Consider the following 13639-nt stretch of genomic DNA (forward strand, 5'->3'; position numbering starts at 1 on the left):
CTCATTTCTGGAGTTTCCTTGTCAGCTCTTTGAGCGCGCGCGCGGCGCGCAGAATATCGGATGGTGAACGTGCGGCGCGCAATTGCTGCGCCCTCACAGAAAATGGCGGATCTTCGGGCAATATACGCCGAACCGCCTCGTCAATCGTGCCTTCGTCAGGCTTGGTCAGTCCCAGTCTGCTCGCCAGCTGCCGTGCGGATAGCGCGACGTAAGGATCGGCGAGCAAGCGCTGGCGACGTGCTTTTACGATCAACCCCGCACCATTGGCGACCAAGCGACGTTTGCCAAAGGCAATGTCCGGCCCGCTAGCCGCCGCCGGACCAAAGCGTTTGAACGCGCGCCAGCCGACAATCAACATGGCCAGGATGAGGCACAAGGTGGCGGCCAGAAACGGCGGACGAAATGCCAAGGTTAGAAGATTGGTCGAACCGCCAAAACCATTGAGCGTAAGGTCAAAGACGACTGGATATTCATAGCCATAGCTCGCCTCGTCAATCAGCGCCAGAGCGAGCGCCGCGCGGCTGGGATCAGCGAGGCCATAATTGTTGACCAGATCAGGCTCGACGACGAAGACCACCTCTTCATTGTCGTCGGTGGTGCCAAATTGGTCCGCAACCAGGAATGACAGGGCGAGGGGTTCCCCGCTCTGGTTCACCACTAAAGCCGCACCGTTTCCGCGGTCTGTCACAACGATGTTCGTTTCCGTTGGCAATGCGCCGGTTAGCTCAAGACCCGCCCAATTGTTGGGCCCATCTTTTGCGTTCTTTAGCTCGGTCTCTACCGCATAATGATCGGGCAGACTTTCGCTCCAATCAAACGGGATCGCACTGTTTAACTGGACCCAATCGTCCTCAATGTCTTCCTCCACCCGGCTTTCGGCTCCAGGTGGAAAACCACTGGCGAACCATTTGGGCAGGATGACCATGGTCGGACCGAGATAGGCCCGCTTTTGCAGGATCTCGCCGAGTTCATCCTTGTCGAAATATTGTGGCAGGGTCAGCACCAACAGATCGGGCGTCTCCAGCCCGCTTGGCGAGCGTGAGGTGGAGACGGCTTCACCTTCAAGCTCCAGCAGCTTGACCAAGCCGGAATAGCCATTGAGACCATTGGAGGCGGCGTGGGCCGCACCATTATTGCCGCGCCCCTGCGTGTCACCAGCCCCGATGAAATAGAGCATGGCGATGAAGGCGAGGAAGCCAAACAGCACAAGGCCCAGCACCGTGCGGCGGCTGAAACCACCGCCGCCGCGCCGGTTGTTGGCCTGTTGCAGTGCGCCGCTCATGCGCCCGCCTCTGCCGCGGCGTCGCGGTCAATCAAATTGCGCTTTTGATGGCTGCCTTCGATCTTGGCCAAGGCGAAATCGGCGTAGGCTTTGCGGGCGGCCTCCCAATCACCGGCATCGAGCGATCGTAGGGCAAACAGGCTTTGCTCCACCCGCTCTGCGATAGTGCGAAAGGCAGCGCGGGCCGCGTCCGAGAGAGCAGGCAATGCCGCCAGTTCGCGCGCGGTGCTGGACGGGACCACCCAATCGGGCCGTGCAGATGCGATTTGCCCGACACTGCGTTGCAGCAGCAGGTGTACCGCCTCGTCATAACGCCCGTCGGCGGCGAGCTTGTCTGCATCCTCCAGCAGGGCCAGCGACTGTGCACGGTCTGGCTGCCATTCAATCTCTTCTTCCGCTTCGGCCATGCGCGCGCCCAATCCAGTCAACGGGCCAAACATTCGCCAGATAATGAACAATACCGCCGCGATCAGCAGGGCCAGAAACACCCAGCGCAGGATCGGCCATGCGCCGCCGAACATACCGCCAAGCGGGCTGAAGAAATCAGCCAGGCTTTGCAGTGCTTCTTCAAATCGGCCCGGTTCGCGCGGTGGGATAGGAGGGATTTCAATCTGTTCAAATTGAATGTCACCATCGCCGCGCAGTTCCTGCCAACTGCCGGGTGCATCCGCGTTGCTGATGGGATTGAGCGCCGCATCGTCTGCGTCAACAGCAGAGCCATCGCCGGGGGCCTCTATTGGCCCTGAATTGGTCCCTGTTACGCTCGTCATGTGGGCATGTTCGTGGCACGGGGCGCTGCAGGGCGCAACACCCGATCCTTAAACAATTGGGTGTGTGCGTGACTCTTGGCCCGCGAATTTGGCGAATCGCCTAAGTAATTTGGCGGGCACGGCCCTGTTTATAGGTGCCCAAAATCCGCAATTCTTTGGAATGAAACGCGAGTTCTTCCAGTGCCCGGTCCACCGCCGGATCACCCGGCGCGCCGAGAATATCAGCGTAAAAGGCGGTTGCAGAGAAACTCGTGCCCTTTTGATAGCTTTCCAGCTTGGTCATATTGACGCCGTTCGTCGCGAAACCGCCCATCGCTTTATAGAGCGCGGCGGGGATATTTTTGACTTCAAACACAAAGGTTGTGATCGCCTCGCTGCCGCCCAGCGTTTCGTCGCGTTCTGGCGTCTCGGCCAAAATCACAAAGCGGGTCATATTGTCCGCGCTGTCCTCGACATTGTGCTGAGCGATTTTGAGACCGTAAAGCTCAGCTGCAATCGCCGGAGCAATCGCGCCCAGCTTGGGATCGCCGCGCTCTGAAACAAAGGCGGCGGCCCCCGCCGTGTCGGCATAGCTCAGCGGAACAATGCCGCGTTCGCGCAGGAAAAAGCGTGATTGACCAAGCGCTTGTGGGTGACTGTAGGCAGCTTCGAATGGCCCGCTGCCCAGCCCCATCAGCGCGTGATTGATCGGCATGAAATATTCGCCAACAATCGACAGGCCGCTTTCTGGCAGCAGGAAATGGATGTCGGCAACCCGGCCGTGCTGCGAATTTTCAATCGGGATGATTGCCCGGGCCGCCCGCCCGTCTTTCACTGCCTCCAGTGCATCTTCAAAGCTGAAGCAGGGCAGCGGCAGATAGTCTGCTGCTGCTTCGGTCGCGGCGCGGTGCGAATTTGCGCCCGGCGATCCTTGAAATGCAATCGCGCGCTCAGGCTGCTTAGCGGCGGCGGCGCGCATGGTTTCAACAATGGCGAGGGCAGGAGCGGGAAAACTGTGCATACAGCCACGCTTGCTAGAGAGGGAGCGGCCCACTCGCAAGCTCGCTCTTGGACCCGCTTGCATTTGCTGCAATGCGTAATGCTGCGATCACTCTTGCACCAAAGGGCATCGGTGATTAGAGCGACCTCAACTTTGACCATAGCAAGATTACCGGATCTCAATTCACCATGGATGATCGTTTTAACACCGCCGCTGGCTGGGTGCTGTTTGCAGGCATTATCGCGCTGGGCTTCTCGATTTTGAGTGGGAAGTATTTCCATGCTGACAATCCGCAGCGCCCTGAGCAATTGGGCTATGAGATTGAAGGCGTGGTGGAAGATACCGCTGAGGCTGAAATGACCATGGCCGAGGCGCTGAACATGACGGAGACCACGGTCGAAAAGGGCGCACAGGTGTTCGCCAAATGCTCGGCCTGTCACACGGTTGATCAAGGCGGTGCGAACGGCGTTGGTCCCAATATCTACGGCATTATGGGTAAGCCGATTGGCAAGAGCGTTGCTGGTTTCGCCTATAGTTCGGCGCTTTCCAGCAAAGACGGCGTGTGGGATTGGGACGCAATGGATGCCTGGTTGAAGAGCCCGCGCGGCTTTGCCGATGGCACCAAGATGAGCTTTGCTGGCCTGTCGAAGATTGAAGACCGCGCCGCTGTTGCGGTCTACATGAACTCGCTCGGCTCTAGCCTAGAGGTGCCAGCTTATGTTGAAGCGGTGGCTGATGAGAGCGGTGAGGAAGATGCAGCCGAGGGTGAAGCAGGCGAAGTTGCAGAAGCGGAAGCTGAGCAAAACGCAGCTGCTGAGATAGAAGAAGCGACTGCAGAATAAGCGCTGAGCGCCTCGCATACGTTAGGCGGCGCCACGTCTGTCTTTCTATCAGGCTTTAGCCGGCCTCCGCGGCGGGTTTAAATCCCTGAGCCACGACATACCATTCCGATGATCCCTTGCGGCTTGCCGGGGGTTTGGCATGCTTTACGCTCTTAAAATGCTTCTTGAGCAGGTTGAGCAAATCGGTGTCCGTGCCGCCTGCAAGCACCTTGGCGATGAAGGTGCCGCCTTCCTCCAGGTTTTCCGTGGCAAACCACGCCGCCGCCTCAACCAGCCCCATCGTGCGCAAATGGTCGGTCTGTTTATGGCCCACCGTGTTGGCCGCCATATCCGACATCACCAGATCGGGCTTGCCGTCCAGCTCCGCTTGCAAAGCAGCGGGCGCGTGATCGGCCATGAAATCCATCTCCAGGATCGCGACGCCTTCAATCGGCTCAGTTGGCAGCAGGTCGATCCCGACAATTGCGGCGCGCGGTGCTTGCTTGCGCACCACTTGTGCCCAGCCGCCCGGTGCAATCCCCAAATCAACGACGCGCTTGGCGCCTCGGATCAAGGCAAAGCGCTCGTCCAGCTCGATCAGCTTATAGGCCGCGCGGCTGCGATAGCCGTCCGCCTTGGCCTTTTTGACATAGGGATCGTTCAGCTGACGCTCTAGCCAGCGGGTTGATGATGCGGTGCGCTTGCGCGATTTTCGCACCCGCTTTTCAGGGTCGCGGCCAGATCGCGTCATCGCCTATTGCTCGCCGCTTTTGGCGGCTTCACCGGCGACAGGAACCTCGCCCGCGCGTATTTTTTGCAAGGCACGCATGCTGCGTTCTCCATCTCGTTCGGCGGCCATCAGGCTGCGCAAAATGCCTTCGCGGATGCCCCGGTCCGCCACGCCCAGGCAGCTTGCCGGCCACAGGTCGAGGATCGATTCCAAAATCGCGCATCCCGCAACCACCAGATCGGCCCGGTCATTGCCAATACAGGGCAGCTCGCTGCGCTCCTCCGGCGACATGGTGGAAAGCCGCGTGCTGATGTCGCGCATTGAGCGAGACGGCACGATCAGACCATCAACGGCCTTGCGATCATAATGTGGCAGCTCAAGATGCAGGCTGGCGAGGGTTGTAACTGTGCCGCTGGTGCCGAGCAGGCGGATATCATCATGCGCGGCGGCCTCGCTGATGCGCTCAGCAAATGGGGCGAAACTTTCGGATACGCGGCGGCGCATCTCAGCATAACGCTCGGCTCTACCCTCGTCAGTGTTGGCGCCGCGCTCGACCGTATCAGTCAGCGAGACAACGCCCCAGGGCACGCTTTGCCAGTCGATAATGCGCGGGACTTTGCCGCCCGGTTCCAGCAGCACAAGCTCGGTTGAGCCGCCGCCAATGTCGAAGATGACCGCTGGTCCGTGACCTTGCTCCAGCAGGATATGGCAGCCGAGAACCGCGAGCCGTGCTTCTTCTTCTGCGCTGATAATGTCGAGCACGATGCCGGTTTCCTGGCGGACGCGTTCGATGAAATCGGCACCATTGCTGGCCCTGCGGCAGGCCTCTGTGGCGACCGAGCGTGCCAAGCGAACTTTGCGGCGGCGCAGCTTGTCTGCGCAAATCGACAGCGCGCCCAGCGCGCGGTCCATCGCCTCGTCAGACAGGCGGCCAGTGCTGGCGAGGTCTTCGCCCAGTTTCACCACCCGGCTAAACGCGTCAATGACGGTAAAATCCTTGCCAGAAGGGCGTGCGATCAAAAGCCGGCAATTGTTTGTGCCGAGGTCGAGTGCAGCGTATGCTTCATTGGGGCGATGTGATCGGCCACCCGCGCGATTGCCGCGAGAATGCTCACCCGGCCGGCCATGGGCGGGGTGCTTGCTTTCATTGGGCTGGTGGGCGCGTTTGTAGCGAAAATCGGCTACTTTACCGGACTTGCGTCCCCTTTTTCTGCCAGCCTTTTTAAAACCGTCCGGCGGAGACAGATCCGCCATACTCAACTCTTTCTTTTCCTCTCGCGCGCATATTCTCGCGAGGACCTGAAAAGAAAACTAACGGATAGCGCGCCTTAGGGCAAGCGGCGCGGCGTGCTGGTTCTCGGTATCCGCTAAAAGGGGGTGGACCTGGAGAGGCATGCTGTCATGTCCCGCAAATATTGCCCGCTGAAGAAGTATTCTTCTTCATACGCCCATTTGCCGAGCAGCCCATCGCTCAGTGTGGAGAAGTCATTCGACGTGATTTGTGACGGCAAGAAACACAATTGCCCGCCCTCGAGTTTATAGCCGAGGGTCTCGCCAGCCATCGCGTCCATGCCAATTTTGAAAAAAATGTCCTGATAGATCATCCTTCGTCCACCAGATCGTATCTCGCGATCCATCATCTCGTACATAGAATTCCATTCCTCCGGTGGAGTTTGAGTTATCACGAAAGCGACATCACGGTCTTTGCAGCCCCGGGCATTGTACTGGATCAAATGCGTGAGGAAAAAATCGTCAGCGGTAAACTCTATGATCGTCCGGTGCGATGTTTCCTCCAGTGTTCCACACGCAGGCACATCCCAACATCCTTGAATGCCACTGGCCTTTGTTTGACAGGTAAAGCTAGTCTGAGGTCCAAACCCCTTAAGGGCCTCGGCTAATTCAGCCGAGCTTTGAGCCGATACGGCATTCGCGGGCAGCAGACAGGCTGATAATGCAAGGATCATAAAGGCTCGCACACAGTTGGGAAAACTTGATTTGGCGGTCAATTGATAGCTCCCTCGGGTAAGACGTCAGCTTAGCAACGCAGATTTATCAACTAAGGCAAGCATTTGAAGGGGGTGTTGAGCGATTTCGGCTCAGTCGCATCTCAGCTCGGCTTGCCCGCGCATGGCTCTGCGCCTAAGGGCATTGATATGACTGAAAAAGACCTCACAGATCGCAAGTTTTACCGTGCAGAGCAGGAAACCCGCTTTGCTGAAGAAGCACCTGAGCACACACCTCAGACCGAACATCCGGCCTATAAATTGGCATTTCGTGACGTCGATTTCATGCTGCGTGATGAGCTGCGCCCGGTGCGTTTTCAGCTTGAGCTATTGAAGCCGGAAATGCTGCTGGACGAGGCGCGCGTTGGCTCCACTCTGGTGATGTACGGATCGGCCCGAATTCCTTCACCTGAAGAGGCGGATGCGAAGGTTGAAGCGGCCAAGAATGGCAGCGAATATGAGCAAAAGGTCGCAGCCAGCCTGGCGGCAAAGTCGAAATATTACACCGAGGCGCATAAGCTGGCGAAAGTGGTCTCGGAAAAAGGGATCGTTGAAGACGGCAAGCGGCAATTTGTCGTGTGCTCTGGCGGCGGTCCATCGATCATGGAGGCGGCCAATCGCGGGGCTTCGGATGCTGGCGCTGAATCGATCGGGCTCAATATCATTTTGCCGCATGAGCAAGCGCCCAATTCCTATGTGACGCCCTATCTCAGTCTCAATTTTCACTATTTCGCACTGCGCAAAATGCACTTCCTGATGCGCGCGCGTGCCGTTGCGGTTTTCCCGGGCGGGTTCGGCACATTTGATGAGTTCTTTGAGCTGCTAACCCTGATCCAGACCGGCAAGATGCAGCCCATTCCGATCCTGCTGTTTGGCAAGGATTTCTGGAACCGCGTGGTCAATTTCGAAGCGATTGCCGAGGAAGGCACGATCTCCAAGAAAGACCTTGAGCTGTTCCATTGGTGCGAAACAGCGGATGAGGCGTGGTCGCACATCTCGGACTTTTACGAGCTGAACCGCTAGGGGTTTTGTCCTTAAGCTGACCGTAGCCACCCGCTCCCTCCAACCCTTCCACCCGGATGATATCCCGGTAGGCTCCGGGTGGAAGGGTTGGAGGGAGCGGGTGGCTACGCCACTTTTTATCAATTGCTAAGCGCGACCTCGCTCAACCAAATCTTCGCGGCGATCCTGCTGGCGCGGGGTGCCGATGTCATGGGCGAGGCCCAAACGTCCCAATCCGGCGATCACCGACCAGCCCGGATCGGCCTGTCCCGGCTCAATGCCGATGCGTGCCGATTCCGGGAAGGCATGGTGATTGTTATGCCAGCACTCGCCATAGGTGATGAGGCCAAGGCCGGGCAGGTTGGAGGCTTGAATGCCCGCATCACGCACCAGCCAGCGGCCGGGGCCGGGGTTGTGGCAGAAGTAGATGATGGTCCAGTGGCCTGCCGTGCTCACGAACACACGGGCGCATATGCCCCAGAGTACAAAGGCCCAGCCGCCGATCCAATATAGGGCGATGGCCAGCGGGATTTGGTGCAATCGCCATGTCGCATCGAGCATCCAGTAGAACGGATCATCGGCGATTTCAGGCTCGATTGCCAACCTTGGCGGGCGCTCGAATTCAAATTTGCAGAACAGGTTCCACGCTAGGTCCCGTGCCAGTGAGCGGCGGTGAGCGAAGAAGTCATGGCATTGCGGCTCGCGCTGGGCCCAGTCTCTGGTGTCATGGATGCGAATGATCCCCGATGGGCCGGAAACGCCGACCAAGGTGCCGATATAAATCAACGCTCTGGCGAGCCATTTGGGCGCCCTGAACGTCCGGTGGATCATCATCCGGTGCATGCCGACACTGTGACCGATCAGCAGCGTGAAATAGGTGAGCCCCAGGAAGAGCGCGATGGCAGGCCCGCTCGCCACAAAAAGCGCAGCCACAGTCCCGCCTAGCATGCCAGCGTTCCATACGGCCTTCGGCCAATCGATCCGCACGCGGCCCCGCACTGGGTTGGCGCCTTGGCCATCCACTCGGATGACCGGCTCCATCATAGGCTGCGCACCGCCTGATGACCTAGAGGTCCGTTGCCAACGCCGTACCCTGGCGATGCTTCAATCGCCTGTCTCACAAAGGTCTGCCCCAACCGGACTGCGTTTTCGAGCGGTTGGCCGTGGCCCAGCAGCACCGCAATGGCGGATGAGAGAGTGCAGCCTGTGCCATGAGTGTGGCGGGTATCGATCTTGGCTTGAGCAAAGTGCTTGGGCACTTCGCCAGAGCGAACCAGAATATCGATAATACGTGCGTCCTCTGTGTGTCCGCCCTTGGCCAGCACATCGCAGCCATGGGCGCGGATCAGCTCTTCGGCGGCGTCTTCAATCAGGCGCGTATCGCCAAGGTTGCGGCGGACCAGATGCTGTAACTCTGGCAGGTTCGGTGTGATGATTGTGGCGCGCGGGAACAATCGCTCGCGCATGATTTCAATCGCTTCATCCGCGATCAGGGTCGCCCCAGAGGTCGAGACCATAACCGGGTCAAGCACCACCGGCACCAGGCTGTCGATCAGCTCCAGCGCGTCCGCCACATGCGCAATAATGTCGGCGTCATGCAGCATGCCGATCTTGATCGCATCGACACCGATGTCGTTGATGCAGCTGGTGATCTGTTTGGCGACAAAGTCACCAGACAGCGGCATGATTGCTTGCACTCCTACGCTGTTTTGCGCGGTCGCGGCGGTTATGGCGGTCATCGCGTAGCCGCCCAGCATGGTGATGGTTTTAATGTCGGCCTGAATGCCAGCGCCGCCAGAGGAATCGGACCCGGCAATCGCCAGAATGCGCGGCGGAGCGGATGGCGGGGGTTGGCTCATCCCTTGAACTTACGCCCCGTACTGGGCGGATATTTCTCTTGTAGAGCCTTGGCGCGGGTGGGCCGATCCATCAATTCGCCGCCGCAATTGGGGCATTGGTCATCGTGCGCGTCCGCGCATTCCGCACAGAACGTGCATTCAAAGCTGCAGATGAATGCACCAGGTGCCTCAGCAGGCAGATCGGTGCCGCATTTCTCGCAATCGGGGCGCATTTCCAGCATGGTCTTGGTCCTCTGAGTTGCTACTCAAACGGCGGCGCGGACGGCGTCGCAAATACGGCCGACCACCGCCTCAACTTGGGCACTGTCATCGCCCTCCGCCATCACGCGGATCACCGGCTCTGTGCCGGATGGGCGGATGACCAAGCGGCCTTTGCCTTCCAGTTCTGCCTCCGCTTCGCTGATAACCTGCTTTACGGCTTCGTTCTCCAACGGCTTGCCACCGGAATAGCGCACGTTCTTGAGCAGTTGCGGGACTGGGTCAAACACATGCAGCAGCTCGCTGGCGGGCTTATCAGCGCGCACCAGACTGGATAGCACGCGAAGCGCGGCGACCGTACCATCGCCAGTGGTCGCGTGATCGAGCAAGATCATATGGCCCGATTGTTCGCCGCCAACGTTAAATCCGCCCTTTTTCATGCGCTCCAGCACATAGCGATCGCCGACCTTGGTCCGTTCCAGCGTGAGGCCTTGCGCGTGAAGATGCCGCTCCAGCCCCAGGTTGGACATGACCGTTGCGACCACGCCGCCGCCCGTCAGTGCGCCCTTTTCATGCATCCGCGTCGCGATGAGAGCCATGATCTGATCGCCATCGACCGCGCGGCCCTTTTCATCAACGACGATAAGCCGGTCTGCATCACCATCCAACGCGATGCCGATATGCGCCTGCTCCTCAACGACTTTGGCCTGCAACGCCTCAATCGCGGTGGAGCCAACGCCGTCATTGATATTGGTGCCATTGGGGTCAACGCCGACGGTGATGACCTGCGCGCCGAGTTCCCAAATCGCCGATGGAGCCACTTCATAGGCGGCGCCATTGGCGCAATCGACCACGACCTTCAGCCCGTCAAAACTGACCTCGTCAGAGACCGATTGCTTGACCGCGTGGATGTAGCGTCCGCGAGCATCCTCGATCCGCCGTGCGCGCCCAATTTGCGAGGCATCGACCAGCGCCGGTTGTAGCTCCAGCAATTCCTCGATCTGCATTTCGTCCTCATCAGACAGCTTAAAGCCATCTGGGCCGAACAGTTTGACGCCATTATCCTCGTAAGGGTTGTGGCTGGCCGAAATCATCACGCCTAGATCGGCGCGCATTTCGCGTGTCAGTAAAGCAATCGCCGGGGTCGGGATCGGGCCGGTCATGATCACATCCATGCCGACACTGGTAAAGCCCGCGACCAGCGCGCTTTCAATCATATAGCCGGACAGGCGTGTGTCCTTGCCAATCACGACCCGGTGGCGATGCTTGCCGCGCATGAAGTGAGCGCCCGCTGCCTGTCCCACTTTCATCGCCATTTCCGATGTCATCACATCGCTGTTCGTGCGGCCACGGATGCCGTCTGTGCCAAAGAATTTGCGTGCCATGGCTGTGTCTGTTCTCTCCATGAAAGCACCGTCGCGGGTGCCCGCGGGGTAAAAGCCGATTTGTCAGGCGCTTCTGGCGCGGTTATCGCACGAATGGAAGGGCGCAAGGCCCAAAGGGGACAGAATTTGAGCGAAGTTGAAGGCCAAAGCGCAGCAGCGACAAGCGGACAGCGCTATGAGCTGGCTTCTATCCGTCTGCCAGTGGCGCTGACATTTGCCGGATTGGTCGCTGGCTTGCTGCTAGGCATGGTGCTGTCGGACGGTGGGATCACCGACTGGCTGCAGCAGATTGTTGCGCTGATCGGCAGCTTGTGGCTGCGGGCGCTGCAGATGACGATCATCCCATTGGTCGCGGCGCTGCTGGTGCTGGGCATCGCGCAAATGGCCGAGGCCGCGAGAGCCGGCGCAGCGGCGCGGCGATTTTTGGCTCTTGTGTTTGCTGTGCTCGTCGCAGGCGGATTGTTCACCGCCTTGATGATGCCGATAATGCTTGGAGCCTTGCCCATTCCCGAAAGCGCGAGTGGATTTTTGGCCGCCGTCCCAGACGGCGAGCAGCAAGTGCCCGGTGTGCTCGATTTCCTTGCCTCGCTGATCGCACCCAATATCATCGCTGCGGCGGCGGAAACGGCGATGTTGCCGCTCACCATATTCTTCGCTCTGTTTGCGGTTGCCGTGACCCGGCTGCCCCAGGATCAGAGCGAGCGGATGCTCGGCTTTTTCCATGCGCTGGCCAACACCATGCTGATGATCATTGGCTGGGTGCTGTGGATCGCGCCGCTCGGCGTGTTTGCGCTGGCCTTTGGAGTGGGCCTGAAAAGTGGCGGCGGCGCGTTTGCGACATTGGCGCATTACATTCTGGTCGTCTCCGCGATGGGCGGATTTATCCTGATACTAGCCTATCTGATGGCATGGGCGCTGGGCGGGGTCAGCCCGCTGCGCTTTGCCAAGGCAGTTCTGCCCGCCCAAGCGGTCGCGGTTTCCACTCAAAGCTCGCTCGCCAGCCTGCCCGCGATGCTGGACAGCGCTGGGCGGCTTAACTTGCGCGAGGAAACCAGTGAGTTCGTGCTGCCGCTGGCGGTGGCAATTTTCCGCGCGACCAGCGTAGCGATGAATATGGCGGTGGCGCTGTATGTCGCCAGCCTGGCCGGAATAGAGGTATCCTGGCCGCTGATGCTGATCGGCATTGGCGTGGCGGTGGTCATCTCCATCGGTTCGGTTAGCCTGCCTGGCTCCATCAGTTTCGTGGTATCGATTGGCCCAATCGCGCTCGCCATGGGTGTGCCAATAGAGCCGCTGGCGTTGCTGGTGGCGGTGGAAATGTTGCCCGATATCATGCGCACTTTGGCCAATGTCACAATGAACGTGGCGGTCGCTGGCACGGTCGACCGATCTAAGGATTGAGGCTTTGCCGGACTAACCCGCCGGACCAGCTTCCTCTTCTGGGCTGCGATTGAACAGCTCGCTGCCAAACAGGGGTTCGCCAAACACAAAGCCGATCAGATTGGGGCTCCCGATGTGATCGAACAATGCGGTGAGCGTCAGCAGGATTGGTACGGATAGGAGCGCGCCCGGCACGCCCCAGATCCATGTGAAATAGGACAGGGCGAGCAAGATCATCACCGGGTTCATGGTGAAGCGCGCACCCAGAATTGATGGGGTGACGACATTCGCCTCCACCGTGTGAAGCACGATGTAAGCTGTAACCGGGACCAAGCCGAGGAACACAGTATCTGCGGTGCCGATGCCGAACATGCCGAGCAGGGCAGCCATGGCGATTGGACCGATATAGGGCACGAAATTGAGGATCGCAGCGAGCCCGCCCCACATGATCGGCGCCTCCACGCCCAGCGCCCACGCGCCCAAGGCCACAACCACGCCGATGCAGGCATTGATGAAGCCTACGGTGAGAATATAGGCGGCAACCCGGTCCTGCACTTCGCGCAGCACTCGCGCGGCCTTGACGCTCGATCCAAAGCTAGAACGGTCAAACAGCAAATGCCGCCTCAACCGGACGCGCGCCTCAATCATGAAGAAGGTCATCAGCAGAGTGATCAAGACCTCAATCAGCACGCTGGGCGTGGACCAAGCGATCTGTTCGAGCAGGGTTGGGGTGGCGAGCACGACTTCGCGTGTGCCGGATTCGCCCAATATTTCGCCCAGCTCTCGGTTGATGATGGCGAGCCATTCAAACTGATCGCGCAGCTCAGCAAAACGCGCGCCCACTTGCTCAGTAATGGCGGGCAAGGTGTCGAACAGGGCAAGGGCGGGTTGAAGCACCAGCGCGAGGGCGAGCAATACAACCGCCAGAAACGCTATCAACGCGCCCAGGGAGGCGAGCACATTGGGTAGGCCGATCCGCGCCAGCCTGTCCGCTAGCGGCGACAGCAGGATGGTGAGCAAGATCGCTGTGACCAGCGGCAAAAACACCACCGATCCGATCGACAAAACGAAGGGTATGGCGAGGAACAGACCGATCCCGATCAGCAAAACCAGGGCCGACACCAGCCGCACCTCCTGCTCAGCAAAGGCCAGCCGTCTGCTTGACGCAGGGGTGGCGCTCGGTTCGCTTGGGTGCGGGTTGGGTGTTTCGCTCGTCATTTCAGGCAATTC

The 13639-nt window shown here is 59.4% G+C and carries 14 protein-coding genes; 3 read left to right on the forward strand and 11 right to left on the reverse strand.

The window, feature by feature from the left end:
- Position 1 precedes the first annotated feature (1 nt).
- From AC0V6O_RS02710 to AC0V6O_RS02720, 3 genes are all read right to left on the reverse strand, one after another.
- Positions 2–1282 (reverse strand): DUF4350 domain-containing protein, encoded by a 1281-nt coding sequence (locus AC0V6O_RS02710; protein ID WP_486141394.1) that lies wholly within the window; start codon positions 1280–1282, stop codon positions 2–4.
- Positions 1279–2052 (reverse strand): hypothetical protein, encoded by a 774-nt coding sequence (locus tag AC0V6O_RS02715; RefSeq protein ID WP_486141395.1) that lies wholly within the window; start codon positions 2050–2052, stop codon positions 1279–1281. The genes AC0V6O_RS02710 and AC0V6O_RS02715 overlap by 4 nt, the downstream gene beginning before the upstream one ends.
- 100 nt (positions 2053–2152) lie before the next feature.
- Positions 2153–3052 (reverse strand): prephenate dehydratase, encoded by a 900-nt coding sequence (locus AC0V6O_RS02720; protein WP_486141396.1) that lies wholly within the window; start codon positions 3050–3052, stop codon positions 2153–2155.
- Between the two features lie 167 nt (positions 3053–3219).
- Here AC0V6O_RS02720 and AC0V6O_RS02725 point away from each other — a divergent pair, with 167 nt between their 5' ends.
- Complete coding sequence (locus AC0V6O_RS02725) at positions 3220–3873, forward strand: c-type cytochrome (RefSeq protein ID WP_486141397.1); 654 nt, start codon at positions 3220–3222, stop codon at positions 3871–3873.
- A 55-nt stretch (positions 3874–3928) separates the two neighbouring features.
- Here the strand turns inward: AC0V6O_RS02725 and AC0V6O_RS02730 are convergent, their stop codons facing one another.
- The 3 genes from AC0V6O_RS02730 to AC0V6O_RS02740 form a co-directional block, all read right to left on the reverse strand.
- The gene (locus tag AC0V6O_RS02730; RefSeq protein WP_486141398.1) at positions 3929–4603 is read right to left on the reverse strand and encodes an RlmE family RNA methyltransferase; all 675 of its coding nucleotides are present in this window, start codon (positions 4601–4603) and stop codon (positions 3929–3931) included.
- Between the two features lie 3 nt (positions 4604–4606).
- Positions 4607–5836 (reverse strand): Ppx/GppA phosphatase family protein, encoded by a 1230-nt coding sequence (locus AC0V6O_RS02735; RefSeq protein ID WP_486141399.1) that lies wholly within the window; start codon positions 5834–5836, stop codon positions 4607–4609.
- A 113-nt stretch (positions 5837–5949) separates the two neighbouring features.
- The gene (locus AC0V6O_RS02740; RefSeq protein WP_486141400.1) at positions 5950–6588 is read right to left on the reverse strand and encodes a hypothetical protein; all 639 of its coding nucleotides are present in this window, start codon (positions 6586–6588) and stop codon (positions 5950–5952) included.
- A gap of 147 nt (positions 6589–6735) precedes the next feature.
- Between AC0V6O_RS02740 and AC0V6O_RS02745 the strand changes: the two genes are divergently transcribed.
- On the forward strand, positions 6736–7608 hold the full coding sequence (locus AC0V6O_RS02745; RefSeq protein WP_486145470.1) for an LOG family protein: 873 nt from the start codon (positions 6736–6738) through the stop codon (positions 7606–7608).
- A 126-nt stretch (positions 7609–7734) separates the two neighbouring features.
- Here the strand turns inward: AC0V6O_RS02745 and AC0V6O_RS02750 are convergent, their stop codons facing one another.
- From AC0V6O_RS02750 to glmM, 4 genes are read right to left on the reverse strand one after another with little or no spacing between them, the layout of a single operon-like run.
- Positions 7735–8631, reverse strand: coding sequence for an acyl-CoA desaturase (locus AC0V6O_RS02750; protein ID WP_486141401.1), 897 nt, complete (start codon positions 8629–8631; stop codon positions 7735–7737).
- Positions 8628–9446: a bifunctional hydroxymethylpyrimidine kinase/phosphomethylpyrimidine kinase gene (gene thiD / locus AC0V6O_RS02755; protein WP_486141402.1), complete on the reverse strand. Its 819-nt coding sequence runs from the start codon at positions 9444–9446 to the stop codon at positions 8628–8630. The genes AC0V6O_RS02750 and thiD overlap by 4 nt, the downstream gene beginning before the upstream one ends.
- A complete protein-coding gene (locus tag AC0V6O_RS02760; protein ID WP_486141403.1) occupies positions 9443–9667 on the reverse strand; it encodes a DUF1272 domain-containing protein in 225 nt (74 codons plus the stop codon). The genes thiD and AC0V6O_RS02760 overlap by 4 nt, the downstream gene beginning before the upstream one ends.
- A 24-nt stretch (positions 9668–9691) precedes the next feature.
- Complete coding sequence (gene glmM / locus AC0V6O_RS02765) at positions 9692–11029, reverse strand: phosphoglucosamine mutase (protein WP_486141404.1); 1338 nt, start codon at positions 11027–11029, stop codon at positions 9692–9694.
- A gap of 126 nt (positions 11030–11155) precedes the next feature.
- On the opposite strand from glmM, the gene AC0V6O_RS02770 reads away from it, so the two are divergent.
- Positions 11156–12430, forward strand: coding sequence for a dicarboxylate/amino acid:cation symporter (locus AC0V6O_RS02770; RefSeq protein WP_486141405.1), 1275 nt, complete (start codon positions 11156–11158; stop codon positions 12428–12430).
- Between the two features lie 12 nt (positions 12431–12442).
- On the opposite strand, the gene AC0V6O_RS02775 is transcribed toward AC0V6O_RS02770, so the two are convergent.
- The gene (locus AC0V6O_RS02775; RefSeq protein ID WP_486141406.1) at positions 12443–13627 is read right to left on the reverse strand and encodes an AI-2E family transporter; all 1185 of its coding nucleotides are present in this window, start codon (positions 13625–13627) and stop codon (positions 12443–12445) included.
- Positions 13628–13639: the final 12 nt, after the last annotated feature.

The sequence above is a fragment of the Erythrobacter sp. JB2-19 genome, assembly GCF_057365005.1.